Below are 23,511 nucleotides of genomic sequence, written 5' to 3'. Positions count from 1 at the left end.
GGATCACGTTCCATCATCTCCCCTCGTTCGAGCGCGCGGCGCCACGTCCTTCCTTCCCGCCAGGAAGCTCCGCACCACTTCGGCGATGTGACGGGCGTCCAGGCCGAAATGTTCCACCAGCTCCTCGGCGGACCCCGAGGTGCCGAAGCTGTCCCGGATGCCTATCATGCGCACGGGCACGGGCATCTCCTCCACCAGGAGTTCGGCGACGGCACCCCCCACACCTCCCAGGACGGTGTGCTCCTCGCAGGTCACCACCCTGCCGGTGCGCGAGACCGAGTCCAGAATGCCCTCGCGGTCCAAGGGCTTCACGGTGTGCAAGTTCAGCACCTCGGCCTCGATCCCCTCCCGCGCCAGCACCTCCGCGGCGTCCAGGGCCTGGTGGAGCATGTAGCCACAGGCGATCACGGTCACGTCCTTCCCCTCGCGCATGAGCCGCGCTTTCCCGAACTCGAAGCGGTAATCGTCGCCGAAGATCACCGGCACCTTGGGGCGCCCCAGACGCACGTAGACCGGGCCTCCGATGTAGGCCACGGCCTTCACCGCCTCGCGGGTCTCGTAGTAATCCGCGGGCACCACCACCCTCATACGCGGGATGGCCCGCATGAGGGTGATATCCTCCAGGGCCTGGTGCGAGGAGCCATCCTCCCCCACCGTGATGCCGCCGTGGCTGGCGCAGATCTTCACGTCCAGGTTGGAGTAGGCGATGGAGTTGCGCACCTGGTCATATGCGCGGCCGGTGGCGAAGACGGCGAAGGTGGAGGCGAAGACTATCTTTCCCGTTGCCGCCAAGCCCGCCGCCGTGGCCATGAGGTTCTGTTCCGCCACCCCACAGTCCACGAAACGCTCGGGGAAGCGCTGCTTGAACTTCTCGGTCTGGGTGGACTTGGCGAGGTCCGCGTCGAGGACCACGATGCGCTCATCCTTCTCCCCCAGCTCCAGAAGGGCCGCGGCGTATCCGTCCCGGGTGCTCCTGGTCTCCTGCTGCGCCGTCAAGAGCCCTCGATCTCCTTCAAGGCCTTCTCCATCTCCTCGGGGGTGGGCGCCTTGCCGTGGAAATCCACGTTGTTCTCCATGAAGGACACGCCCTTTCCCTTCACGGTGTGGGCGATGATCATGCCCGGGCGGTCGAACCCCTCCGCCCGGTCCAGGGCGGCACATATCTCCAACACGTCGTGGCCGTCCACCTCGAGGACCTCCCATCCGAAGGCCTGCCATCTGGCGGCGATGTCCCCCAGGTCGACCACCTCGCAACACCGGCCGTCGATCTGCAGGCCGTTGTGGTCCAGGATGGCCGTGAGGTTGCGCAGGCGCTGGTGGCCCGCCAGCATGGCCGCCTCCCATATGCCCCCCTCCTGGCTCTCGCCGTCCCCGATGAGGGCGTAGACGCGGGCCGGGTTTCCCTCCATGCGCAGGCCCAAGGCCATGCCCACCGCCGCCGAGAGCCCCTGGCCCAGCGACCCGGTGGAGATCTCCACCCCCGGGGTCTTGAGGCGGTCGGGGTGGCCCTGGAGCATGGCGCCTAGGCGGCGCAGTTTCCAGAGCTCCTCGCGGTCGAAATATCCGCTGCGGGCCAGCACCGCGTAGAGGGCTGGTGCGGCGTGGCCCTTGGAGAGCACGAAGCGGTCGCGGTGACGCCAGTCGGGACGCCTGGGGTCGTGGTTCATCTTGTGGAAATAGAGGCACACCAGGATGTCCGCGCAGGAGAGGGAGCCGCCGGGGTGCCCGCTTCCCGCCAGTCCGATCATGCGCACGATGTCCCACCGCACCTCTCTGGCTATATTTTCCAGATACTCCCTGAGCTCCTGCTCTTCCACTTCCCTCGCCACCGCTCCTTCCGGCCTGCGCATGGGTATGAGCATGCTCCTTCCTTCCTCCCCCTCCTCCTCTCCCTCAATCCAGGACGAGGCTCTTTCCCCGTACGGACAGGAACCCCTTCAGGCTCTCGAGGGAGCAGTTTACCACGCTGCGCGGATCCACGTCTGCTTCCCGCAATATTTCGACCGCGTGCGAGAATTCTCCTGCAAAGGTGGCCACGTGGGCGTCGCTCCCCACGGAGAGGTAACACCCGCGTTCCGCGGCCAGCCGCGCCAGGAGGCGGCAGTTGTCCCCGCTGCCCTCCCGGGTATAGACGAAGGAGCTGTTGTTCACCTCCAGGGCTTTTCCCGCCCTTGCCGCCGCCTCCACCACCCGCTCCATGTCCACGGGGTAGTTGGGGTTGTCGGGATGCACGATCACGTCCACCAGGGGATGGGCGATGGCCGCCAGCAAGGCGGCGGTGTTGTCCTCCACCCCCTCTCCCCGGTACCCGGTGTAGGGGTGCAGCCCCGCCTGCACCAGGTCCAGGCTCGCCAGCACCTTGTCGGGCAGGTCCAGGTTTCCCTCCACGTCCAGGATATTCGCCTCCACCGAGCGCAGCACCAGCACGCCGTGCCAGCGCCTGGGGACGACCTTGAGGTTCCAGAAATGGTACAGGTTGCCGGAGCCCGGGATGGCGGGTCCGTGGTCGGCCACGGCGAAGGCCTCCAAGCACTTCTCCGCCGCCGCACGGGCGCACTCCTCGATGGTGGAGTAGGCATGGCCGCTGGATATGGAGTGCACGTGGGGATCGACCCTTATCTCATATTCTCTCGCCGCGGCCACTTATCTTCCTTTCCTCCGGCCGGCCTCTCTCCCGCGGTATTATACCTTGAATGGGTCCCGGTCTCGAATCTTGAGCGTCAACCAGTTATTACCAATACATGCATGAATGCGACGTGACCTCGAGAGGGATGACCCGGCCCCCTTACGAGGAGGCCTTCAGGCGCAGGTAGGCGTCGATGAACTCGTCCAGGTCGCCGTCGAGCACCGCGTCCACGTTGCCCACCTCCAGCCCGGTGCGGTGGTCCTTGGCCATGCGGTAGGGATGGAGCACGTAAGAGCGGATCTGGCTCCCGAAGCCTATCTCCATCTTCTCGCCCCTGAGTTTGGCCATCTCCCTCTCCCTCTCCCTGCGGGCCAGGTCCGCCAGTCTCGCCCGCAGGATGCGCATGGCCGTCTGGCGGTTGGAGATCTGGGAGCGCTCGTTCTGGCAGGAGACCACGATGCCGGTGGGTAGATGGGTTATGCGCACCGCGGAATCGGTGACGTTCACGTGCTGCCCCCCCGCGCCGCTGGAGCGGTAGGTATCGATGCGCAGGTCCCTGGGGTCGATCTCGATCTCTCCCTCGTCCTCCAGCATGGGGATGACGTCCAGGGAGGCGAAGGAGGTGTGACGGCGGCTGGAGGCGTCGAAGGGGGAGATGCGCACCAGGCGGTGCACGCCCTTTTCGGGGAGGAGCAGGCCGTAGGCGTACGGCCCGTGCACGGTGAAGGTGGCGCTCTTTATGCCCCCGCCCTCTCCCTCCTGCACATCGTTGAGATCCACCTTGAAGCCGCGCGACTCCGCCCAGCGCAGGTACATGCGCAGCAACATCTCCGCCCAGTCCTGGGACTCCAGACCCCCGGCACCCGGGTGGATGCTGGCGATGGCGTCCCTGGCGTCGAACTCCCCCGAGAGCAGGCTCTTCTCCTCCAGGCGGTCCACCTCGCGCCGCAGACCTCCCACCCCCGCCGCGATCTCCTCCAGAAGGCTGAGGTCCTCCTCCTCCTGGGCCAGCTCCACGAGCTCCGCCAGCTCCCGCTGCTGGGAATCCAGCCTCTCCCAGTTCTCCACGGTGTCCCTGCAGGACGCGAGCTCCGCCAGGATGCTCCTGGCGTTCTCCTGGTCTTCCCAGAGGTCGGGACGGGAGGCCTGCGTCTCCAGCTCCGCCGCCCGCGCCCGCTTGCCCTCTATGTCAAAGATACTCCTTAATCTTCTCCAGCCTTGCGGCTATCTCCACGAGCTCTCCTCGGTAGTCGCTCAGCAACTGGCCCTCCTTGTCCTATCCCCGGGTCCCCCGGTCCTCCGTCCTCCCTTTCGTCAGCCGCCGGCCGTCACGACCCGCAGCAGAACTTGTACTTCTTTCCGCTCCCGCAGGGACAGGGGGCGTTCCTGCCCACCTTCTGGGAGCGCGCCGCCTCCGGCTTCTTCCTTCCGCCCTCGCCGCCGCTCCCCTCCACCACGCGCAGGGAAGGGCGCTCCTCCGCCTTCACCACCTGGATGTGGAACATGTAGCGCAGGAACTCCTCCTGGATGCTCGCGATGAGCTCCTGGAAGGAGGCGAAGGCCTCGTTCTGGTATTCCACCAGGGGGTCGCGCCCCGCGAAGGAGCGCAGCCCCACGCTGTCGCGCAGGTGGTCCATGTCATAGAGGTGGTCCCGCCAGCGGTTGTCGATCACCCGCAGCATCACCACGCGCTCGATGTCCCGGATGTCGCGCCCCGTGGAGGCGAACTCCTCCTCCCGTCCCCGATAAACCTCCATGGCGTCCTCCACCAGCGCGTCGCGCAGCCCCTCGTAGGTCAGGGCCTTCAGGTCGATGTCCCCGGGGCCGAAGGTGACGGGGTAGAGGGTCTTCAGGTGGCGGAAGAGGCCTTCCAGGTCCCAGTTCTCCGGGTACTCGTCCCGGTCCAGGTGACGCTCCAGCGCCGCCTCGATGACCTCGGGGATCATCTCCTCGAGCCGCGCGTGGAGGTCCTCTCCCTCGAGGATGCGGTCCCGCTCGCCGTAGATGACCTCGCGCTGGGTGTTCATCACGTCGTCGTACTTGAGGAGGTTCTTGCGCACCTCGAAGTTGTTGGCCTCCACGTTCTTCTGCGCCGTCTCGATGGCCCGGGTCACCATCTTGTTCTCGATGGGGACGTCCTCGGGAAGGCGCAGCCGGTCCATGAGGGAGGCCACGGTGCTGGAGGCGAAGACGCGCATGAGGTCGTCCTCAAGGGAGAGGTAGAAGCGCGACATCCCCGGGTCTCCCTGGCGCCCGGAGCGGCCCCTGAGCTGGTTGTCGATGCGGCGGGCCTCGTGGCGCTCGGTGCCCAGGACGTAGAGTCCCCCGAGCTCGATAACCTTCTTCTTCTCCTCCTCGCACTCCCTGCGCGTCTCCTCGAGCACCGCGCTGTACTCCTCCTCGCTGACCTCCCCCCTGCCCGCGAGCTTCCGGCGGGCCAGCATCTCCGGGTTGCCGCCCAGCATGATGTCCGTGCCCCGCCCGGCCATGTTGGTGGCTATGGTCACCGCCCCCAGACGTCCCGCCTGGGCCACGATCTCCGCCTCCCGCGCGTGGTGCTTGGCGTTCAGGACCTTGTGGGGTATGCCGCGCTTCTTGAGCATGGCCGAGAGGCGTTCCGATTTCTCGATGGAGATGGTCCCCACCAGCACGGGCTGGCCGCGTTCGTGACAGGAGACGATATCCTCCACCACGGCGCGGAACTTGGCCTCCTCCGTCTTGTAGATGACGTCGTTGTGGTCCGTCCTGATCATGGGCAGGTTGGTGGGGATGACCACCACCTCCAGGCCGTATATCTCCTCGAACTCGCCCGCCTCGGTGGCCGCCGTCCCCGTCATGCCCGCCAGCTTCTCGTACATACGGAAATAGTTCTGCAGGGTGATGGTGGCCAGGGTCTGGTTCTCCTGGCGCACCCGCAAACCCTCCTTGGCCTCCACCGCCTGGTGCAAGCCGTCGCTCCAGCGCCGGCCGGGCATGAGGCGGCCCGTGAACTCGTCCACGATGATCACCTGGCCGTCGCTGACCACGTAGTCCACGTCGCGCCGGTAGAGCTCCTTGGCCTTGAGGGCGTTCTGGAGGTGGTGTACCAGGGGGGTGTTGAGGTGGTCGTAGAGGTTGTCCAGGCCCAGCATGGTCTCCACCTTATGGATGCCCTCCTCGGTGATGGAGACGGTGCGGGTCTTCTCCTCCACCTCGTAGTCCTCACCCGCTTTGAGCCTCGGGGCTACCTGGGCGAACTGGCGGTAGAGCCTGGCCGATTCCTCGGCCGCGCCCGAGATGATCAGGGGCGTCCTGGCCTCGTCGATGAGGATGGAGTCCACCTCGTCCACGATGGCATAATGGTGCCCCCTCTGCACCCGGCGTTCGCGGCTTATCTCCAGGTTGTCCCGCAGGTAGTCGAAGCCGAACTCGTTGTTGGTGCCGTAGGTGACGTCCGCCCGGTAGGCGCGATACCTCTCCTCCCTGGGCATCTGGGCCTGGATGAGGCCTACGGAAAGGCCCAGGAAACGGTAGATGGCCCCCATCCACTCGCTGTCGCGCCGCGCCAGGTAGTCGTTGACCGTAACCACGTGCACGCCCTTGCCCTCGAGGGCGTTTAGATAGACGGGGAGGGTGGCCACCAGGGTCTTGCCCTCGCCCGTCTTCATCTCGGCGATCTTTCCCTGGTGGAGCACGATCCCGCCCATGACCTGCACGTCGAAGTGCCGCTGCCCCAGGGTGCGCACCGCGGCCTCCCGCACCGCCGCGAAGGCCTCGGGGAGGAGCTCGTCCAGGCTCGCGCCCCTTTCCAGCCTGGCCTTGAGGTCGCCGGTGAGGGCGCCCAGCTCGGCGTCGGAGAGGCGCTGCATCTCCGGCTCCCGGGCGTTGACCTCCGCCACCAAGGCCGAGAGCTGCTCCAGGCGCTTTTTCTCCCCCATGCGCAGGACTTTTCCGAGGGGATTGCGCATCGCTCGCTCCTTTGTCCTCACTCCTCCGCCGCGCCTCGACCGCGCGCGAGAACCATCTTTCACCGCATCCTTACCATGCCACGGATACGGCGTGCCTTTCAACATCGCGGGACGCCGTGTCACCCTCGCGGCGCACCGTCTCCTACTGCCGCCGGAAACGGGGCACGGGATCGTGCCCCCGGCCCTCTCCCGCCGCGAGCCACATGCGGGACCTTGCGGGCGCTCGCCCGGCGAGCGCCGCGCCCATCCTCCGCGGCGGGGTGGTGATGCGATGCCGGCGACGCAGGGAACCGACTCCGCCTTCCTCCCGCCCTCCCCGCGGCGCAGGCGACCCTTTTGACGGGAGAGGAGTTCTCGGGGTTCTTCCCGCCGGGCGGTGGTGCCGCCCGCGGGAAAGACGGTGCGGGTAACGACCGAGGCGCGGGCAGGGGAACGCCGGCCGGCGAAGAGCCCTCCTACTCTTCCTCGCGGAAGATCTCCTCCAGGCTTTCCTTGAGCTCCTCCTCCTCCAGCACCTTGGCCCGCTGTCTGATCTCACGCTCCGGGCGCCGGCGCGCCCTCGCCTGGGCCTCCAGGACCTGGGTGAGGGTGCGGAGGACCATGGAATCATAGCGTTTGCCCCGCTCGAGCCCCATCTCCTCCAGGGCCTCCCGCTGCGACATCTTGCGCTCGGGATGGTAGGTGAGGACGTCGAAATCGCTCACCGCCCCGATGATCTTCGCGCCCACCGGTATCCTCGACGCCCCGCCTTCCTCCTCTGGGGAGGGATGGGAATGACGCACGATGTGGGCGATGGGGCGCAGCCGCGGCACCTCCTCCAGCACCTCGGCTCCCCTCTCGGCATGCCCTTGCGCCTCCTCGTCGCCCTCGAACTCTACGCGCCCGATGTCGTGCAGGGCGGCGGCGTAGCGGATGTTGCGCGTCTCCTCGGCGGAGACGCCCATCTCCCGCGCCACCTCCGCCGCCAGGTTGCTGACCCTCCCCGAATGCCCCGGCATGCCGCGCGCCAGGTCGAAGGCGTCTCCGATGATGCGCATGGTCTGGAAGTAGCGCTCGTCCAGCTCCTTGTCGCGGTTGGACTCCATGCGCACCAGGAGCAGCGGCACCAGGAAGACGAGGAAGTTGAACCACGGCAGGCGTGGAAAATAGAGGGCGGTCAGCGCTCCCGCGCCGGTGATGGCGAGGTAGGCGGGGAAGGTCTGGCGCATGTGCTGGGGCAGGATCACGCGCCAGTTGCCCACCAGCAGGATCCCCGCCTCCACCGAGGAGGTGATCACCTCCCCGAGATAGAAGACCAGCGCCATGGCCAGGAAGGCCGCGGGGAAGACCAGGGCGCGGTGAAGTACCACGGGGTTGAAATAGGTGAGATAGATGCTGCCGTCGGGCAAGTTGCCGAAATAGGCGGGGTAGGGATTCCAGCTCATCTCCCATCCCGCGAAGGCCACCAGGCGATAGACCAGCCCCGCAAAGGCCACGATGTAGGTGCGCTGGACGATGTGCAGGAAGTCGCCCTCTCCCTCGCGCTGCAGGCGGGAGAAGGCCCGCCCCACCATGCTGCCCAGGAGGAATATGAACACCGCCTCCGGGAGCGGCCTTATGGCGATGATGCACAGGATGGCCGCCATGCCCAGGCGCAGCGGCCTCCCCCAGGGGAACTGGATCCTCCAGGCCTCGAAAAAGGCCAGCACGGCGGCGAGCCCGAAGGTCCGCGCCGGGTCGATGTCCCCCCACTTCACGAAGGGAGCGCACGCCACGATCACCGCCAGGAAGAGCAGGGCGGAGAGAAAGCGCAGGGCCTTAAGGCTCCTCTCGTTCATCGCTCCTCACCTCCCGGAGCGTCTCCGGGCTCATCCTCGCCCGCGGCCCCTTCACGCGGAGCCGCCTCGCCTCTCTCTTCCTGCAGCCGGAGCATGGCCTCCCGCTCCAGGCGCTCCCGGGCTTCCCTGCGCTCCCGCAGGATCTCCTCGCGCCGCCTGGCCCTCCTCCGCGAGCGTTCCCGGCCGGGCACGACCGCGGGCTCCCCGGGAGCGGCCTCCGCCGCCCCTCCCTTCTCCGCGACCGCCGCCTGCTCCTCACCTCTTCTCACTGCCCGGCCCTCCTCCGCCTGCAGGGAGGCGATGAAATGCTCCACTATCTCGGGGTCGAACTGGCGCCCGGCGTTCTCGCGCAGCTCGGCCAGGGCTGCCTCGTGGCTCTTGGCATCCCTCCAGGGCCGGGGATGGACCATGGCGTCGTAGGCGTCGGCCACCGCCAGTATGCGCGCGGAAAGGGGTATGGTCTCTCCCTTCAGGCCGTCCACGTAGCCGCCGCCGTCGTAGTATTCGTGGTGGTGCCTTACCGCCTCGGCCATGTCCGAGAGATAGGAGACCTCCTCCAGCCTGGCGGCGCCCTCCAGGGGATGCGCCCTGACGCGCTCGAACTCCTCGCCGCTCAGCGGGGCCCTTTGCAGCAGTATCCCGCGCGGTATGACCGGCCTCCCCAGGTCGTGGAGGAGGGCGGCGTGGCGCAGTCGGTTCACCTCATAGACGGGCAGGCGCATGTGAGAGGCGATGCGCGCCGCGTGCTCCGCGACCCGCACCGCGTGGCCGTCCAGGTAGGGCTCGCGCCTCTCCATGTGGGTGACCAGGGCCTCCATGCTGCGGTCGTAGGATTCCAGCAGCGCGATGTTCTTGCCGCTGAAGTACCAGGCCACCCCGAGGATGGCCGTGAAGGCCAGGAGCGCGAAGAGGCCTCGCAGGGCCTCCGCCGCCGAGCCCAGGATGACCTGGTTTCCCGCCGCGTCCAGTAGAGGCCTGTTCTCCAGGTCCAGGGCGACGTGAAAGGCGTTCTGGGCGTAGATGACCCCCATGCCCAGGCCCACGAGGGCGTAGAGGAGATGGTTGGGGAGCAGCCGCAGAGCGTCGTTGAGCAGGAAGCGAGCGGGCTCGACGCCGTCGCGCCAGCGCAGCACCGCCGCCACCGCCAGGGCGTTCAGTGCCCAGAAGACCCCCGCCGCCACCAGGAGCGGGAGCAGGGAGCGCATGGCTCCGGAGAGGGTGAAGGCACGCGAGGCGCCGCCCAGGGCATGATATACGGCCGAGGAGGCCCAGGCGCAGAGGGAATAGATGGAGCCGGTGGCCGCCAGCTCCCAGGGGTCCTGCCTGCGCTCGAACATGCGCAGGTGAAAGGCCCCGCACAGGGCGACGATCATGGCCGAGGGCGTGTTCAGGGAGGCCACCGCGGCGAAGATGACCATGATGCCGTAGGTGGAACGCCCTCCCGAGGACATCTTCTCCCCCATGGTCTCGCACACCACCATGAGGGCTCCGAGCAGCACCACCGAGAACCAGAACACGGGCATGTCCCTCGCCAGGGCGAGGTAGAGGATGACCGCGAGGCAGCCCGATAGGCCAGCCGACGCCAGCGCCTTGACCCTTATGTCCATGAGAGCGACCTCACCCGTCCCGTCTCTCAAGGGCGCATGGTGGCGCCCCGCCTGATGACGTAATCCAGCACCTGGCGCGCCATGTCCAGGAGCTTGCGCATATCAACCTCCCGGCTCGATCAGGCCGTAGTTCCCATCCTTTCTTCGATAAACCACGTTGGTCTCCTCCGTCTCGGCGTTGACGAAGACGAAGAAATCGTGGCCCACCAGGTCCATCTGGAGGCAGGCCTCCTCGGGGGTCATGGGCTTGAGCGGGAAGCTCTTGGTCTTCACGATCACCGGCTCGGGCTCTTCCTCCTCTTCCACCGCCATCTCCTTCAGGGGGTTCTTCGCGTGGTGGGAGCGGTCTATGAGCTTCTTCTTCACCTTGCGCGCCTGGCGCTCGAGCTTGCCCGCCACCAGGTCGATGGCCTGGTACATGTCGGTGGCGGACTCCTTTGCCCTGATCACGGGGCCGCTGGAGAAGATGGTGACCTCCACCACCTGGTTGTCGGGGATCTTGGGGTTCTTCTCCACGCTCATCTCGATCTCGGTCTTGGTGATGCGATCGAGGTATTTCTCCACCTTGCCCACCTTCTCCTGCGCGTACGCGCGCAGGGCGTCGGTGACCTCCAGGTTCTTCCCCTTGACGATCATCTGCATGTTCCTCGCTCCCTTCCTCTCAGCGAAAAAACCCATACCAGGCTGGTGTCGGTATGGGCCATCATCGAGACCTGTTCATGGGGCCGGTCCACACCCGGACCGCGACCCGGCTTCCGTGCATCGACTCGCAATAGCCTAGCATACCATCGGTCCGATGCCAACATGCATGCGGGCACGAGGAAGGCCTCGGAACCCGGCTGACCTGGTCTTTGCCCCCACACTCGCCTGCTGAACGGCTCGCAGAGGGCGGGCTCTTCTCCGGAAAGAACCCTGGCCCTCCACTACTACGCTTCTCCGGCTTTGTGCCGGGCAGGACTTACCCCTAAGCCGCACCATGCTCACCAACCAAGAGTTGGCTTACGTGGGTCGTTTCGCCTGCGGCTGGCATCGACTTTCAACCACAGACCCGGGCCGAAGCCTTCCGGTTCCATTATACGCCACGGTGGAAGCGGCCGCTGCCGGCGGGGACCGCGGACGGTAAATGGGCTTCACATATAGCGTGGCTCGCATGCGGTCGCTCCCGGCGTGCGCCGCGGCGGCAGCGCTTACCGCGGGATCGGGCCGGGCGGCTTAAGGGCCGTCCCCGGCGTGCGCCGCGGGCGGTTCCGCAGCGGGGACGGCTCCCTCTCCTCGTGGGATCCCGGCTTCGCCGCCGACGGGCGCCGCGGGCGGTCCATGGCCCGGGGATGGTGGACCCGTAGAACCGCCTTGCGCGCCGAGCTCGATGTCTCCGCTCCGGCGCCGTACTTCCGGCCGCCGCCACCCGGCGTCCATCGCAGGATGGCCCGCCCGCACTCGCGACCAGCATCCCGGCGATCGAAAGCCCCCCGGCGCAGGCGCCGGGGGGCTACGGCTCGTAAGCGTCCATCAGTTTCGCAGGCAAGGAACCATACATTCCATCATGCTCTGGGCGACCAGCTCCCCCGGTATGTGGTAACGGTTGTGGTCGATGGCGCTCTTTAGGGAGGCGACGAGATGCTCGCGCACCTCGGGAGGTTCCAGCAGGCCCCTCAACACCTCCACCTGCGCCGGATACGGCGACGCGGGCTCTGCCCGCTGCGCATGGACCCCGGCGGCGATATGGCGCTCGGCGTCATCCCGTCTTGCCTGTGTGTGCATATCTCGCCTCCTTCAACCGCTATTATTATCGTCATCCGCGGGCCCGCTTTTTAACGGTAAATACGGCGAGGCCATTTCTGCCATCCCCGTCATTCGAGCTTTTCGACGGGCGAGGGATAGGTCGTGGTCACACCGCCTCCGGGACCGATCCCACCTCGAGGAGGTCCCGGGCGAGCACACACGCCACCACCCTTCGTGCCCCTCCCGCCTTGAGCGTGTCCGCGCACTCCGCCAGAGTGGAGCCCGTGGTGAGCACGTCGTCCACCACCACCACCTCCTCCGGCAGCTGGCCATCCGCCTTCAGCCTGAACGCCCCCTTTACATTCTTCCGCCTCTCCGCATACCCCAGGGAGGCCTGTGAGGGGGAAAGACGGGAGCGCTCGAGCAGGCGTACCACCTCCAGACCCAGGGCGCGCGCCACGCCTGCAGCCAGCTTCTCGGCATGGTCGTAACCGCGCTCCATCCTCCTACGTCGGTGCATGGGAACGAAGGTGACGGCGGGCCGGCTCGTGGCCAGGTGCGGGGCGAGGCGTGCCGCCGCCATGGCGCCCAGCGGAGCCGCAAGCCTCCAGCCGTTGCCATATTTCAGTTTGTGGATGACGGAACGCAGCGGCTCCTCGTACACCGCCATGGCCACTGTGTGGTCGACCGATCTCAGGCCGGTGCCGCACTGCAGGCAGCCGTTCACCGCATACATGGTGGGCCTGCCGCACCGCGAGCAGGTGTGCCCTCTTACCATGGGCATGGCCGCGTTGCACTCGGGACATATCGGCCTGCGCAGGCACCTCCCGCATCCGGCGCATCTCACCGGGAAGAGCAGCTCGTTAAGTATATATATTATCATGTTTATTATTTTTATCATGTTTTATAAGTTATGTCAATAGCGAGATGGGTTTCCTGCAAAGCGGCGCCATGAGCGGGAGCAGGAGAAGAACCTCATCATTCCATCCTTGCCCTGGCCCGGGAACGACCGGTTCGTTACGATCGAGTGTTTTGTGTTTTTAGAAAGGTTCTTATGGTCTCCCGACCGATGGAATGCATCGCGAAAGCGATAGCGCCGCAGGCGCTACGGTGCCTGGTGCCTGTGCGGCGGGGTGTAATCCTTTATCGCGCGAGAGACTGCATCGCGGAAGCGATAGCGCCGCAGGCGCTACGGTGCCTGGTGCCTGTGCGGCGGGGTGTAATCCTTTATCGCGCGAGAGACTGCATCGCGTAAGCGATAGCGCCGCAGGCGCTACGGTGTCCAGTGCCTGTGCGGCGGGGCGTCATCCTTTATCGCGCGAGAGACTGCATCGCGTAAGCGATAGCGCCGGAGGCGCTACGGTGTCCAGCGCCTGGCTAGGCGGGGTGTTATCCTTTATCGTGCGAGAGACTGCATCGCGAATGCGATAGCGCCGGAGGCGCTACGGTGTCCAGCGCCTGGCTAGGCGGGGTGTTATCCTTTATCGTGCGAGAGACTGCATCGCGAATGCGATAGCGCCGGAGGCGCTACGGTGTCCAGTGCCTGTGCGGCTGGGCGTCATCCTTTATCGCGCGAGAGACTGCATCGCGAAAGCGATAGCGCCGCAGGCGCTACGGTGTCCAGTGCCTGTGCGGCTGGGCGTCATCCTTTATCGCGCGAGAGACTGCATCGCGAAAGCGATAGCGCCGCAGGCGCTACGGTGTCCAGTGCCTGGACGGAGCGCAGCGAGGTCCAGGCCTGGCACGCATACGCCCGCGCATACCCCCGCACATACAAAATGTCCCATGTCCGGGGCTGACCCCATCAGTCGCCTTTGAAGTGGTGGTTCTTCTCGATGACCGAGCCCGGCATGATGCTCACGCTGGGGTGGATGACGCTCCCCTCCCCGATGACCACGCGGTGTCCCACCACCGTATCGGAGAGCAGAGAGGCCCCCCTCCCTATCTCCGCCTCCCACCCCACGATGGAATCCATGAGATGGGCGTCCTTTCCTATGTATCCGTCCCCCCACTTGATGCCGCGGTAAAGAACCGCGCCCTCGTCGATGACCGTGCGGTCCCCCACCACCAGGGGCCCGAAGAGCTTGGCGCCCTTCCTCACCAGGCAACGGGAGCCGATGCAGATGGGGCCGACCATGACCACGTCCTCCTCGATCACCGTCTCGTCCCCTATCCACACGTCGTCCCCTATCCTAACGCCCGGTATCCTCACCTTCACCTTGCCGGTGAGGGCGTCGAAATTCCCCGCCTTGTACTCCTCCAGGCTCCCCACGTCGTTCCAGTAATCCCGGTGCCTGTAGCCGTAGAAAGGCGTGCCTTCCGCCAGGAAACGCGGGAAGAGCTGCGAGCCGAAATCATAGAACCCCTGGGGAATCATCTCCAGGACCTCCGGCTCGAACACGTATATGCCGCTGTTGGCGAGATGGCTGCGCGCCTCCTCGTGCGAGGGCTTCTCCTGGAAGGCCACGATGCGGGCGCCCTCGTCCATTATCACCACCCCGTACTTGGAGGGGTCATCCACCGGCGTGACCACGATGGTTGCCGGGGCCCCGTGCCCGACGTGGAAGGCCATGAGCGCGGTGAGGTCGAGGTCGGTGAGGGCGTCCCCGCTGATGACCAGGAACCTCTCGCCGCCCAGTTCCCGCTCCAGCTTCTTGACGCCCCCGGCGGTCCCCAGCAGCTCCTCCTCGTAGGAGTAGGTGATGGAGAGCCCCCATCTCGCGCCGTCCCCGAAGTGCCCGGTGATCACCTCGGGGTGGTAATGGAGGTTCACGTACAGCTCGTGGAAGCCGTGGCGCGCCAGCAGCTCGACGATGTGCTCCATCACGGGACGGTTGACGATGGGCACCATGGGCTTGGATATCTCCTCCGTGAGGGGACGCAGGCGGGTTCCCAGCCCCGCCGCGAGGATCATCGCCTTCATCGCCTTCAAGCCTTTCTCGCGCCGCAACGGTCGCATTATAAGTTACGCCAAGCGGAGCCGGCGCGCAACGCGGGGCATGATACGGCGCCTCTCCCCATGCCGTGGTCACGGCCGGATATGCCCCGCCTTGATGCGAACCCAGGCATCCGGCGCGGCTCCCTCCGGGAGGTGCGCCGGAATCCCACAGGCCAGGCGGCATGCGGGCGCCGCAATCGCAGAGGAGGGGGGTGATTTCAGTCCAGGAGCTCGCGCAGGGACCTGCCGTAGGGAGGCCTGGCCACGCCCCTCTCGGTGATGATGGCGGTGATGAGCTCGGCCGGGGTGACGTCGAAGGCGAAGTTACGGGCTCGTACCCCCGCGGGGGCGATGGCCGTCCCGGCGAGGATGGTGACCTCCGCCTCCTCCCTCTCCTCGATAGGGATGGACCCGCCGTCGGCGGCGGCGGGGTCCAGGGTGGAGAGCGGCGCCGCGATATAGAAGGGCAGGCCGTGCTTTTCCGCCAGCACCGCCAGGGCGTAGGTGCCGATCTTGTTCGCGCTGTCTCCGTTTGCCGCCACCCGGTCGGCCCCGGTGACCACCGCGTCCACCTCCCCCCTGGACATGAGGTGCCCGGCCATGTTGTCACAGACGAGGGACATGGGGATGCCCTCGCGCATGAGCTCCCAGGCGGTGAGACGAGCACCCTGCAGGAGGGGCCGCGTCTCGTCCACCCACACGTGGGCGATCTTTCCCTGGCGGAAGGCGGTCTTGATCACTCCCAGGGCGGTGCCGTAGGAATAGGTGGCGAGCCCACCCGCGTTGCAGTGGGTGAGGACGCGGCATCCCCCGGGGAGCAGCTCCGCCCCGAATTCGCCTATGGCCCGGTCGGCGGCGTCCTGCTCCGCCGCGATCTCGTGCGCCTCGGAGAGGAGGGCGGCCGCAAGCCCCTCCGCGGGCGCGTCCACCGCCACCCGGCGCATGCGCTCCACCGCCCACGCCAGGTTCACCGCCGTGGGCCTCGCCGTGGCCAGCTCCCGGCACGCCGCCTCCACCTCCCGCCTCGCGCCGGGCGCCAGGGCCGCCAGGGCGATGCCGTAGGCGGCGGCTATCCCGATGGCGGGAGCTCCCCTCACGCGCATCTTCCTTATGGCCTCGGCCACCTCCCGCCAATCGGAGATCTCCATATAGACCTCCTCCGCGGGAAGCCGCGTCTGGTCGAGCAGGACCACCCTGCCGTCACGCCAGTCCACCGCCTTGAAATCCCCGCCCTTCTCGACGTTCACTTTTCACCTCCGCCTCGATCTATGAGTTGCGCTGTCGATCGTTTGCTCCTTCTCGGCCGTCTCATCCGCCTGCGACTGGATCGAAATTTCTTCAGCGTTCCCCTTCCCGGCAATGTTTTCATGGCCGATACCTAATCTTGAGAATGCGGGCCGCGGCCACCCCCAATCCGGCAAAGGTTTCGTCACCACCGCAAGGCCAGCGGGTGATCTCTAGAGCTTGCGCCATATCGCGTCTCTACCCGCCTTGACGCAGCGGATCTCGCCTCTGTCTCGGAGCATTGCAAGAACCCTGTTGATGGTGGGCCTGCTTATTCCCGGACATATTCTCTCGATATCGGATACCCTGAACTCCGCCGGCAATCGCCGAATGGTATCCTGGATCATCTCTCGTTTATGGCCGCGTTTAGTGGAAACCACGCCTACGCGCCGTTCTAATTCCCTATAGGCTCCTATTAGCATGACTCCCAGGAAAAACTCCCACCAGGGAAGGAGGGAGTGGTTTCCTTCGTGCCATCCCCGATCCGAGCCTCGCAGAGCATCATAATAGCCCTCGCGGTTTTCATCTATCACCTTCTCGAGGCTGATATACCTGCCAACCTCATAGCCCGCCTTATATAGAAGTAGCAGGGTTATGAGCCTGGCCATCCTGCCGTTACCGTCAAGAAAGGGACGGATGCACAGGAAATCCAGGATGTAAGCCGGGATGATGAGCAAAGGCTCTACCTCGCCTGCCTCCCATGCACTATTGAATCGCTCATGCAACCGCACCATGGCCTCACCCGTTAGATGAGCTGGAACAGGCTTGAACCTCACTATCTTCTCCCCGGTAGGCAGAGTCTCCGCTATCTCGTCATCGACCTGCTTCCATCTGCCCCCCTGCCCGGGAACATACTTGAACAGGTCACGATGTAGCTGCAGAACCAGGCCGGCGCTAAAATCCATGTCTGGCCAGTTTGCATGAATGGTGCTCAGCGCATCCCTGTAACCCGCTATCTCCTGCTCCGATCGATTACGGGGCTCATCCCTTCTTATCACCAATTCCTCTATCCTCTTAAGGGGTGCGGTTATCCCCTCGATCCTGTTTGATGCCTCGGCACTGTTGACGATCGCAGTCGTCCGCAATGTCTCCAGCAACTGGGGAGCCTGCGACTTGTACAGAGCATGCCTTCCCTTGTACTCTCCGATAGTCCTGATGGTCATGATGAGTCCCTGGGTTATAGCTTGTCCTGAGATGAATCCTTCCTCAAAGGATCTCATTCCTCCCGCTCCCCTCCGTGAAGCCATTTTGTCCGTCATCTTGAAAATGGAATCCCGCTTTCCGGATGCAATTAAATATAATCATCAAACAACTTAATGATTATATTAACATGATCGCGGTTATATTGCGCAATCTCTCAGACGTGGCCATGCGGATGGGGTTTCCCTGCAAACACGGGCGACCTCATCCAGGAAGATCGCGGTGAACTACCCCGTCTCTCAAGATCAAGGCCGTCGAGCGACGTGGGCCGCCATCCCTCGGCGGGCATGGCGTGAACATAACAAGGCGAGCGACTGCCCGCACGCATAGTGCTATTGCGCGCGGGTCTTCAGGTGCCCATCTCCCAGGAGGAGAGGTATTTCTCCTGCTCGCGGGTGAGGGAATCGATCTCTATGCCCATGGAGGCCAGCTTGAGGCGGGCGATCTCGCGGTCCAGCTCCTCGGGGACGTCGTAGACCACCCTCTCCAGGTAAGGGTGGCTCTCCCTGACGTATTCCACCACCAGGGCTTGGTTGGCGAAGGACATGTCCATCACCGAGGCGGGATGCCCCTCCGCCGCCGCCAGGTTCACCAGCCTCCCGTCGGCGAGGAGGTAGATGCGGCGCCCGTCCCGGAGCAGGAACTCCTCCACGTTCTCGCGCACACGGCGCCTGCCGCGGGACATCTTCTCCAGGGCGGGGATGTCTATCTCCACGTTGAAATGCCCGGAGTTGCAGAGCACCGCGCCGTCCTTCATGCGCCGGAAGTGCTCGGCGCGCAGCACGTGGATGTCGCCGGTGACGGTGATGAAGAGGTCTCCCTTCTCGGCCGCCGCCGCGCTGCCCGATACCTCGAAGCCCTCCATCACCGCCTCCAGGGCGCGCAGGGGGTCCGTCTCCACCACCGTCACGTTGGCGCCCAGGCCGCGTGCCCGCGAGGCCACGCCGCGTCCGCACATGCCGTAGCCGAAAACCACCACCCGCCGGCCTGCCAGCAGGATGTTGGTGGCCCGCAGCACCCCGTCCAGGGTGGACTGCCCGGTGCCGAAGCGGTTGTCGAAGAGGTGCTTGGTCATGGCGTTGTTCACCGCGATCACCGGATAGAGGAGCACCCCCCTCTCGGCCATGGCCTTGAGGCGGATGACCCCGGTGGTGGTCTCCTCCGCCCCCGCCCACACCTTCTCCGCCTGCTCCCTGCGCTCCGAGTGCAGGGTGGAGATGAGGTCCGCCCCGTCGTCCATGGTCACCTGCGGCTGGGTGTCCAGCACGGCGTTGATGTGGGAATAATAGGTCTTCTTGTCCTCCCCCCTCACCGCGAAGACGGGGATCCTGTGATGTTTTACCAGGGAGGCCGCCACGTCGTCCTGGGTGGAGAGGGGATTGGAGGCGCACAGCGCCACCTTCGCGCCCCCCGCCTTGAGGGTGATCATAAGGTTGGCGGTCTCCGTGGTGACGTGGAGGCAGGCGCCCACCCTCACCCCTTTGAGGGGCCTGTCCTTTTCGAAACGCTCCCGGATCATGCGCAGCACGGGCATGTCCCGCTCCGCCCACTCTATCCTCAGCTTTCCCTCGCGGGCCAGGGAAAGGTCCTTCACGTCGTAGTCCATGCTTACCTCCGCGTTCTCCGCACGTCCTGCGCCCGGCGCTTTCCCGCGCCCCTCATACGCGCTCACGCCAGTAATCCAGGGTGTCCTTCAGGGTCTTTTCCAGGGGTATCTCCGGGCTCCACCCCGTGATGGCCTTGAACTTGCTGCAGTCGCAGATCAAGAGCTCCACATCGGAGGGGCGCATGCGCTCGGGAACCGGCCTGATCTCGATATCCAGGTGGGAGTAGGAGAGCAGCATGTCCAGCATCTCGCGGATGGTCACCGCGCGCCCGGACCCGATGTTGTACACCTCCCCCGCCTCGCCCTTCTCCAGGGATAGCCAGTAGGCCTTGACCATGTCCCTCACGTCGGTGAAATCCCGGCGGGCGTTGAGGTTTCCCACCTCGATGACCGGCTCCTTCTTGCCCTTCTCGATCTCCGCGATCTGCTTGGCGAAGTTGCTGGTGACGAAGACGTGCCCGCGGCGCGGCCCCTCGTGGTTGAAGGCTCGGGTGCGCACGGCGTAGATGCCGTAGCTGCGGTGGTACTGGTAGGCCAGCATGTCCTGGGCCACCTTGCTCACCGCGTAGGGGGACAGGGGGCGCAGGGGGTTCTCCTCGCTTATGGGCGTCTCGTGCTCGAAGACCAGGCCGTACTCCTCGCTCGATCCCGCCACCTGGATGCGCGTCTCCAGCCCCAGGTCGCGGATGGACTCCAGCAGGTTGAGCTGGGAGATGATGTTGGTGGTGAGGGTCTCGGCGGGAGCCTTCCAGGAGGTGGGCACGAAGCTCTGGGCCGCCAAGTGGAAGATGTAATCGGGGCGGACCTCCTCCAGCGTCCTCTTCACCGCCACGTTGTCCCGCAGGTCGCAGTCGATGATGTGGATGCGGTCCAGGATGCCCTCCACGTTGTCCATGCGCGACCGCCAGCGCACGGTGCCGAAGACCTCCACCCCTTCTTTGGTGAGGGCGTATTCCGCAAGGTGGCTCCCTACGAACCCGGTTATCCCCGTGATGAGTATCCTCAACGTCTCCTCCTTGCTCCGACCACGGTTCCCTCTCCGGCGTATCAGCCGCCCCGTCCAAGGAGCGGGCCGCCGTCATCCGTCCATTATGCCTGTATGCAGAGCGGTTTTCCATACCGGCTTCCGACCCGCCACGCGGCGGGCTTGCGGCCCCGCCCTCGCCGGCGCCCGTCCGCATGCCGATGAACCCGCGCGGGGTGGTCGAGCCGGGGCTCCGGCAGGCCCCCACGAGCCAGAGGGCGCGAGCCCTCTCGCGGAGGACCTCGCTCATGCCTCCGCCGTGTTCCCGGCCCTCAGCCGCCCGTTCCGCGCGCCGGACCCGGGGCTCGCGTCCCCTCGCCCTCGATGTTTCAGCCTCTCTCAGTTGGTGAGGAAGCGCAGCGTGGAGGGGGGGATGTCGTGGCCTGGCCAAACCCTTATGCCGTATCGGAGCTCGTTGTCCTCTCCCACCTTTATCCCGCCCCCGACCACCGCCTGGTCGCACACGTGCACCCGCTCCCCTATCTCCACCCCCGCCGAGAGAGCGCACTGGCGCAGGACGCTGTCGGCTCCCACCCTGCAGCCCGCGTGCAGCACCGCGCCCTCGAGATATGCCCCCTCCTCCACCACGCAGTCGGGCCCGAGGACGCAGTTGCTGGACACCGTGGCGTGGGGCGCTATCCTGCATCCCTCGCCGATGACCGTGGGGCCGAAGACCGAGGCCTCGGGGGAGATGTCCGCCTCCCCCTCCACCCACACCGAGGGCCTTACCATCTTTCCCCGGAACTCGAAGGGATAGGCGCGCCGCAGGATGTCGTAATGGGCCTGCAGGTATTTCGCAGGGGTGCCGATGTCCAGCCAGTAGGCGTCGCTGGGAAAGCCGTACATGGGGATGCCGTCCTCGAGGAGGCCGGGGAAGAGCTGGCGCTCGAAGGAGTAGCGCTCGCCCGCCGGCACGCGGTCCAGCAGCTCAGGCTCAAGCACGTAGGTCCCCGCGTTGATGAGGTCGGTCACCACCTGGTCCCAGCTCGGCTTCTCCAGGAACTCCTTGATCCGGCCCCTGCGGTCCAGGGGGACCAGTCCGTAGGCGGTGGGGTCCTCCACGCGCGTGAGGTACAGGGTGGCCTGTCCCCCCTTCTCGCGGTGATAGGCGATGAGGTTGTCGAGGTCGAGGTCGCTCAGCACGTCGCCGTTGAAGACCAGGAAGGTGCCCTCGATGTAGCGCTCCACGTTCTTCACCGCCCCGCAGGTGTCCAGGGGCTCCTCCTCGGTGACGTAGGTGAGCTTCACCCCCAGCGCACTGCCGTCGCCGAAACAGGAGGCGAAGACCTCGGGCTTATAGGCGGTGGAGAGGATGATGTCGGTGACGCCGTAACGCCTGCAGAGCTCGATCTGGAACTCCAGGAAGGGCCGGTTCATGAGGGGGAGCACGGGTTTGGGCACCGTGAGGGTGAGGGGACGCAGTCTGGTCCCCTGCCCGCCTACCAGGATAACCGCCTGCATGTATCTACCTCCTTTGCCTCCCGCCGACCTCCGCCCTCCACCAGTCCAGCACGTCCGAGAGGGTCTGCTCCAGGCTGAGCCGGGGCCTCCACCCCGTGACCTCCCGCATCCTGGCGTTATCCCCCCTGAGCACCGGGATGTCCGCCACGCGGTATTTCTGCGGGTCCACCACCACCTCTATAGGCGTCCCGCTCAGGGATAGCAAGGTGTCCAGCAGCTCCGATACGGGGTGGTCCTCCCCCGAGCAGACATTGTACGCCTCTCCTGGGACCCCCTTCCGGAGCAGCTCCCAGTACGCCCCCACCAGGTCGCGCACGTCGGAGAAATCCCGCCTCGCCTCCAGGTTGCCCACCCGGATCACCGGCTCCCGCATGCCCGCCTCCGCCTCCGCTATCTGGCGCGCGAAGTCGGAGGCCACGAACTCCGCCGACTGCCCGGGCCCGATCATGTTGAAGGCGCGGGTGATGACCGTCTCCATGCCGTAGGCCTGGTGGCAGAAGACGGCGTGGTACTCCTGCATCACCTTGCTCAGGGCATAGGGGCTGGAGGGCCGGAGGGGGTGGGTCTCCCTTATGGGGAGCTCGTCCTCGCTCACCTTTCCATATTCCTCCGACGAACATGCGACATGCACCCTCGCCTCCACCCCCGCCACGCGCAGGGCCTCGATGAGGTTCGCCTGCCCGTGCAGGGCGATGCGGAAGGTGAGCTCGGGGTCCTCCCAGGAACGGCGCACCGAGCTCTGGGCCGCGAGGTGAAAGACGTAATGGGGGCGGAAGCCCTTGACCAGCTCGAACAGGGCCCTTCCGTCCAGGATGTCGCACACCTCGAAGGCACAGGCCTTCCACGGCCCGCCCTCCCGCGGCGGACGCATGTCCAGGCCCAGCACCCCGGCGCCGGCCTCCTGCACCAGATAGGCCGCCAGGTGCCTGCCCACGAACCCGTCCGCCCCGGTGATGAGCACTCTGGGCGTCACGGAGAACTCCTCTTGGCGATCATGTCCGCGATGAGCCCCAGGACCAGGATCTGCAGGCCGCCCAGCACCAGGATCACCGTGCTGGGGGTGACCCGCCAGCTGTAGCGCACCACGTCCGCGATGAGCTTGCCAGTCCCGGTGAGCAGGAGGAGCATGGCCAGGGGCAGGAAGATCTTCAAGGGGCTGAACCAGGTGATGGTGCGGAAGATGGTCATGAGGTAATTGCCGGTATCTCTTACGGGGTGAAAGGTGGACTTACCCTTGCGCGGGTAGTAGTCGATGGGCACGTACTTCACAGGATGGCTGTTGGTGAGGAAGGCCAGGGTGATGGTGCTCACCCAGGAATGCCCGTTGGGGAGCATGTGCAGGTAGGGAAGCGCCGTCTCCCTGCGCATGGCCCTCATACCCGAGTTGAGGTCCGGTATCCTGGCGCCGCTTATGAACTCGGCCAGCTTGCGGATGAGGAACTTGGCCGGGACGCGCAGGAACTTGAGGGTCCCCGCCTCCTTCGTCCTCGCCCCCACCACCATCTCGCAGTCGTCCAGGGCCTCCACCAGCCGTGGGATGTCCCGCATGGGGTAGGTGCCGTCCCCGTCGGAGATGACCACCACCTCGCCCCTGGCGTGCCTGATGCCCGTGGAACGCGCGGCCCCTCCCCCCATGTTGTAGGGATGGCGGATGAGGCGCACCTCGGGGAAGGAGGCCGCTATCTCCGCCGTGCCGTCGGTGGAGCCGTCGTCCACCACGATGATCTCCCATTCCCAGTCGGTGGAGCTTAGAGTCGCGACTGCTTCTTCAAGATCTTCGCCTATGGCCTTCTCTTCATTAAAGACAGGCAGCACCAGCGACACTCTCAACACGCTAGACTACTCCCGTTTTTATCGCTTCCGATCCCTCGCGAGGAATATGCAGATTTCCGGCAGATCAGGATGATGCCATCTGGAAGCCAGACGCTATACCCTGAGGTTTGTTGCCTGATCATAAAGACCGCTGCAACCCCCTTCACCTTTTCGCGGCCCGCCGTTCCATCAAGCAGGTCATCACGCATCGTCTTGCTGCCGACAGCCGCCGGCATCATACGCCAACCAACACAATCTCCGGTGTATACATTCTAACATGTCGCCAGGGCTACGCAGCCTCGCTAATGGCGGTCCTCGCCTGCGCATTACTTTTGCTGCTCAGATACCAGCTTTACTCCGAATCGCATAAGCTCTAACATCTTACCATGCTCACTAATCTGGATGGTTTCTACGCGAAGATGTTTCGTCCTGGATGGAGAATGCTGAGGCAACCGCCGAGGATGCAT

18 protein-coding genes are annotated in these 23,511 nt (G+C 65.6%); all 18 read right to left on the bottom strand.

What is annotated here, in order from left to right; all coding sequences use genetic code 11:
- Positions 1 to 3: 3 nt before the first annotated feature.
- The 18 genes from H5T74_01155 to H5T74_01070 all read right to left on the bottom strand — a co-directional run bounded on the left by H5T74_01155 (position 4) and on the right by H5T74_01070 (position 23,065).
- Positions 4 to 996: a transketolase family protein gene (locus H5T74_01155; GenBank protein ID MBC7228988.1), complete on the bottom strand. Its 993-nt coding sequence runs from the start codon at positions 994 to 996 to the stop codon at positions 4 to 6.
- Positions 993 to 1,850, bottom strand: a complete 858-nt coding sequence (locus H5T74_01150) for a transketolase (protein ID MBC7228987.1) — start codon at positions 1,848 to 1,850, stop codon at positions 993 to 995. Before H5T74_01150 ends, H5T74_01155 begins: the two co-directional genes overlap by 4 nt.
- Positions 1,851 to 1,893: 43 nt before the next feature.
- Positions 1,894 to 2,643: a phosphatase gene (locus H5T74_01145; protein MBC7228986.1), complete on the bottom strand. Its 750-nt coding sequence runs from the start codon at positions 2,641 to 2,643 to the stop codon at positions 1,894 to 1,896.
- 142 nt (positions 2,644 to 2,785) lie between these two features.
- Positions 2,786 to 3,823 carry a peptide chain release factor 2 gene (gene prfB / locus H5T74_01140; protein ID MBC7228985.1) on the bottom strand — a complete coding sequence of 346 codons (1,038 nt, stop codon included), beginning with the start codon at positions 3,821 to 3,823 and terminating at the stop codon, positions 2,786 to 2,788.
- Positions 3,824 to 3,954: 131 nt separating this feature from the next.
- Complete coding sequence (gene secA, locus H5T74_01135; protein ID MBC7228984.1) at positions 3,955 to 6,573, bottom strand: preprotein translocase subunit SecA; 2,619 nt, start codon at positions 6,571 to 6,573, stop codon at positions 3,955 to 3,957.
- A gap of 455 nt (positions 6,574 to 7,028) precedes the next feature.
- Positions 7,029 to 8,390 (bottom strand): HD domain-containing protein, encoded by a 1,362-nt coding sequence (locus H5T74_01130; GenBank protein MBC7228983.1) that lies wholly within the window; start codon positions 8,388 to 8,390, stop codon positions 7,029 to 7,031.
- Positions 8,387 to 9,997 (bottom strand): HD-GYP domain-containing protein, encoded by a 1,611-nt coding sequence (locus H5T74_01125; GenBank protein MBC7228982.1) that lies wholly within the window; start codon positions 9,995 to 9,997, stop codon positions 8,387 to 8,389. The genes H5T74_01130 and H5T74_01125 overlap by 4 nt, the downstream gene beginning before the upstream one ends.
- Positions 9,998 to 10,099: 102 nt before the next feature.
- On the bottom strand, positions 10,100 to 10,639 hold the full coding sequence (gene raiA / locus H5T74_01120; protein MBC7228981.1) for a ribosome-associated translation inhibitor RaiA: 540 nt from the start codon (positions 10,637 to 10,639) through the stop codon (positions 10,100 to 10,102).
- A gap of 867 nt (positions 10,640 to 11,506) precedes the next feature.
- Entirely contained in the window at positions 11,507 to 11,758 is a 252-nt protein-coding gene (locus H5T74_01115; GenBank protein MBC7228980.1) for a flagellar biosynthesis anti-sigma factor FlgM, read from the bottom strand.
- A 127-nt stretch (positions 11,759 to 11,885) separates the two neighbouring features.
- The gene (locus H5T74_01110; protein ID MBC7228979.1) at positions 11,886 to 12,602 is read right to left on the bottom strand and encodes a ComF family protein; all 717 of its coding nucleotides are present in this window, start codon (positions 12,600 to 12,602) and stop codon (positions 11,886 to 11,888) included.
- 921 nt (positions 12,603 to 13,523) lie between these two features.
- Positions 13,524 to 14,642, bottom strand: a complete 1,119-nt coding sequence (locus tag H5T74_01105; GenBank protein MBC7228978.1) for an NDP-sugar synthase — start codon at positions 14,640 to 14,642, stop codon at positions 13,524 to 13,526.
- 233 nt (positions 14,643 to 14,875) lie between these two features.
- Entirely contained in the window at positions 14,876 to 15,904 is a 1,029-nt protein-coding gene (gene mtnA, locus H5T74_01100; GenBank protein ID MBC7228977.1) for an S-methyl-5-thioribose-1-phosphate isomerase, read from the bottom strand.
- Positions 15,905 to 16,114: 210 nt separating this feature from the next.
- Positions 16,115 to 17,161, bottom strand: coding sequence for a Fic family protein (locus H5T74_01095; GenBank protein ID MBC7228976.1), 1,047 nt, complete (start codon positions 17,159 to 17,161; stop codon positions 16,115 to 16,117).
- 329 nt (positions 17,162 to 17,490) lie between these two features.
- Positions 17,491 to 18,747, bottom strand: coding sequence for an adenosylhomocysteinase (locus H5T74_01090; GenBank protein ID MBC7228975.1), 1,257 nt, complete (start codon positions 18,745 to 18,747; stop codon positions 17,491 to 17,493).
- A 52-nt stretch (positions 18,748 to 18,799) separates the two neighbouring features.
- Positions 18,800 to 19,753 carry a GDP-mannose 4,6-dehydratase gene (locus H5T74_01085; protein MBC7228974.1) on the bottom strand — a complete coding sequence of 318 codons (954 nt, stop codon included), beginning with the start codon at positions 19,751 to 19,753 and terminating at the stop codon, positions 18,800 to 18,802.
- Positions 19,754 to 20,110: 357 nt separating this feature from the next.
- Positions 20,111 to 21,232 (bottom strand): NDP-sugar synthase, encoded by a 1,122-nt coding sequence (locus H5T74_01080; protein ID MBC7228973.1) that lies wholly within the window; start codon positions 21,230 to 21,232, stop codon positions 20,111 to 20,113.
- Positions 21,233 to 21,236: 4 nt separating this feature from the next.
- Positions 21,237 to 22,205: a GDP-mannose 4,6-dehydratase gene (locus tag H5T74_01075; protein ID MBC7228972.1), complete on the bottom strand. Its 969-nt coding sequence runs from the start codon at positions 22,203 to 22,205 to the stop codon at positions 21,237 to 21,239.
- Entirely contained in the window at positions 22,202 to 23,065 is an 864-nt protein-coding gene (locus H5T74_01070; GenBank protein ID MBC7228971.1) for a glycosyltransferase family 2 protein, read from the bottom strand. The genes H5T74_01075 and H5T74_01070 overlap by 4 nt, the downstream gene beginning before the upstream one ends.
- Positions 23,066 to 23,511 lie beyond the last annotated feature (446 nt).

Source organism: Actinomycetota bacterium, from assembly GCA_014360645.1.
Lineage (GTDB): Bacteria > Actinomycetota > Geothermincolia > Geothermincolales > RBG-13-55-18 > Solincola_B.
This window is presented reverse-complemented; position numbering and strand designations above follow the sequence as displayed.